This is a genomic window from Arthrobacter sp. 10N44_2 (assembly GCF_056394385.1).
Genome location: NZ_JBFTHT010000036.1, coordinates 1 through 2,399, shown reverse-complemented (window position 1 = coordinate 2,399; position 2,399 = coordinate 1). Strand labels below are relative to the sequence as shown.

General features: G+C 65.9%; 2 protein-coding genes. One reads left to right on the top strand and one right to left on the bottom strand.

What is annotated here, in order from left to right:
• Window positions 1–661 precede the first annotated feature (661 nt).
• Window positions 662–934 (bottom strand): DUF6924 domain-containing protein, encoded by a 273-nt coding sequence (locus tag AC1DBX_RS20620; RefSeq protein WP_476932663.1) that lies wholly within the window; start codon window positions 932–934, stop codon window positions 662–664.
• 454 nt (window positions 935–1,388) lie between these two features.
• Between AC1DBX_RS20620 and AC1DBX_RS20615 the strand changes: the two genes are divergently transcribed.
• Complete coding sequence (locus AC1DBX_RS20615) at window positions 1,389–2,072, top strand: DedA family protein (protein ID WP_476851869.1); 684 nt, start codon at window positions 1,389–1,391, stop codon at window positions 2,070–2,072.
• Window positions 2,073–2,399: the final 327 nt, after the last annotated feature.

Below are 2,399 nucleotides of genomic sequence, written 5' to 3'. Positions count from 1 at the left end.
GCCTCCGGTTCCCAGCATTTCCGCTGGTCTCCCTCGCGGCGACTTAGAAAACAATACACCCACCACGCCCCCACCGCAACTCCACCCCCCACACCCACCCCACCACCCAAAAACCCCGCCACCACAACCCAAAACCACCCGCCACGCACCTCATCACACGCTCCCCCGCCACGCACGGCCACTATGTCGTGCATCACTCCAACCCCGTGCCAGCAGAACCCCCACATGGCGGCCCCAGGCAATAGCAACCAAGCAGGCCGCCACAGAGCCGTGACGCGGCAGGATGCTTCCGATGCCTTCTGGGCCAGACTCCGAACCATGTGTTATTCGAGGGGTACCGCAACCGGGTTCCCGGACGTCTGACGGCTTGCCTGACCCTGAGCCGGCTCATATGGATCCCGCCGCGATCATCGCCGGCCTTCCGCCCAGCATCTGCCATCTGCCGGGGCGTATGACGAGTTGATGGCCCAACAGCAGCCACCCCGCCGAAATCGTGGCTGAAGGGAACACCTGACGAACGTCAGCTACCTGGAATCAGCGAAGAACCTTGAAACCCGCGGCGGAAGTTGCACGATCTCGTGGTTTGATCGAGCGATTGATTCGGCCGCAGCCTGTTCCCACGACATCGAAGCAGCAAGAACTGTCAGGCAACCCCCTGAAGTCACCCTTGCCGTCTGTGCTTTCTGCGAGCTCCCCCCCAGTCCATGTTCGCGATGTTTAGGGTGTTATCGACTCCCCAGAGTCCGCGCGCAATGCATCGGAACGGTCGGCGCGATGACTCGCGCACATCCGTGATCTGTATCGGATACCCGCCTTCAAGAGCGGCACGTTCCACGACGAACAGGACAGACGCGTGTCCATTGCCTGCCGAAGCCGCCTGGCGAACGTGTTCCCACCCGACGCGATCCCAGGCAGTATCATCAACGGCCTTCACCCAGGCGCGGAATCCATCTTCATGCTCGGAAAGCGCATCCACTCAAGCGTCTGGTGCTGAAGATCGTACGCGCCAGGAGGGAGGGCGGGCTTGGCCTGTGTGTGAGCTTTTCCTTCGTGCGTCTTCGGTCGCCAATAGTCCCGGGAAACCGGGCAGCTCTTCAGGGCCTAAAGCAGGAGGCGTAGAAGACGCGCAGGGCCGGCGGTCGTAGCGGCGCGGGCGGTGGTGGTTGCGGTCGATCCGGCCGGAGGGCCGAGGCTAGCGCCGGGCCGGAAACGCTGTGCCGCCGCCGGCCGGGCAGTGTCCGCAGCGTGCTCTTGACGCGGCCCCGGCCGCAAGGGTAGACAAGGGCCATCCCGGTGCTGTCGCGGGGGTTATGACCGCAGACAGAACGCGGGCAGCGCGGGGACCGTCATGATGAACCACGGCGGCGCAGCGGAGTGAGGTGTGAGCGATGACCGGATTAGTTGCCTTCCGCTTCGTGGCGCTCGGCTGGGCGGCCTACTTCGCCGCGGAAGCAGGGGTTGCGGACGAATGGGCGTACTACTTCGCCGTCTTCGTAATTGTGCTGGCCCAGTGCGCCGGTGTACCGCTTCCCGCCGTGGCCGTCCTGCTTGGAGCCTACGCCTCGGCGCGCCACGGAGACCTGAACCTTGCCGCCGTTATCGCGGTCGGCAGCCTGGGCGCCATGCTCGGGAGCACTATTGGCTACGTACTTGGGCGGGTGGGAGGCCGTCCGCTGATGCTTCGACTCGCACGGCGCTTCCACGCCGACGAGAATCGCATCCTCCAACTCGAGTCGTTCTTCGATCGGCACGGTGGCAAAGCCTTGTTCTTCGGCCGCTGGGTCATAGTGGTCCGGCTCTGGGGCGCCATTGCCGCGGGGGCCGCCAAGATGCCGTGGCCCAATTTTCTGCTCTGGACCATCACAGGGTCCATTGCCTGGGTCGCGAGCCTCAGTGTTCTCGCCTATTTGGCCGGGGCGCTGGCCAATGCCATCGGTGACGCTCTCGACATCGGCGGCTGGGTGCTGGTCCCCTTCGTCGTGCTTGGCCTGGTGATCGTCTGGCGCCGGCGCAGACGCCGGAAGCTCAGGTCAGCGGGAGGGGCAGGGGACGGCGTGCCCGATGCCGAATGAGGCCGTCCAGGCGCGTCCGGCCTGTACGTTCCTGCAGCAACGCGGGGCCTCCTTCAAGGCGGAGCATATGACGTCGTAGGGCCCCTCATCGGGCGATCGGGCGCCAGGGGCGATTACCGGCCCGGCCCGGGGGCATCTGGCCGTGTACCGGCCCGGTTTGGGGGCAGCTGGCCGTGGGCCCGGGCTCCGGGGCCGGGGTCCCGGCCCTGCCTGAGAGGGGGGTTAAATGCGGGAGGACCCCCACCTGGTGGTGGGGGTCCTCGACCGTTAATGGTGTTCCGGCGGTGACCTACTCTCCCACACCCTCCCGGGTGCAGTGGGTGCAGT

What these genes read in the sequence shown, in the direction of transcription:
- AC1DBX_RS20615 (WP_476851869.1), top strand. Translation starts at nt 1,389, where the DNA reads ATGACCGGATTAGTTGCCTTCCGCTTCGTGGCGCTCGGCTGGGCGGCC.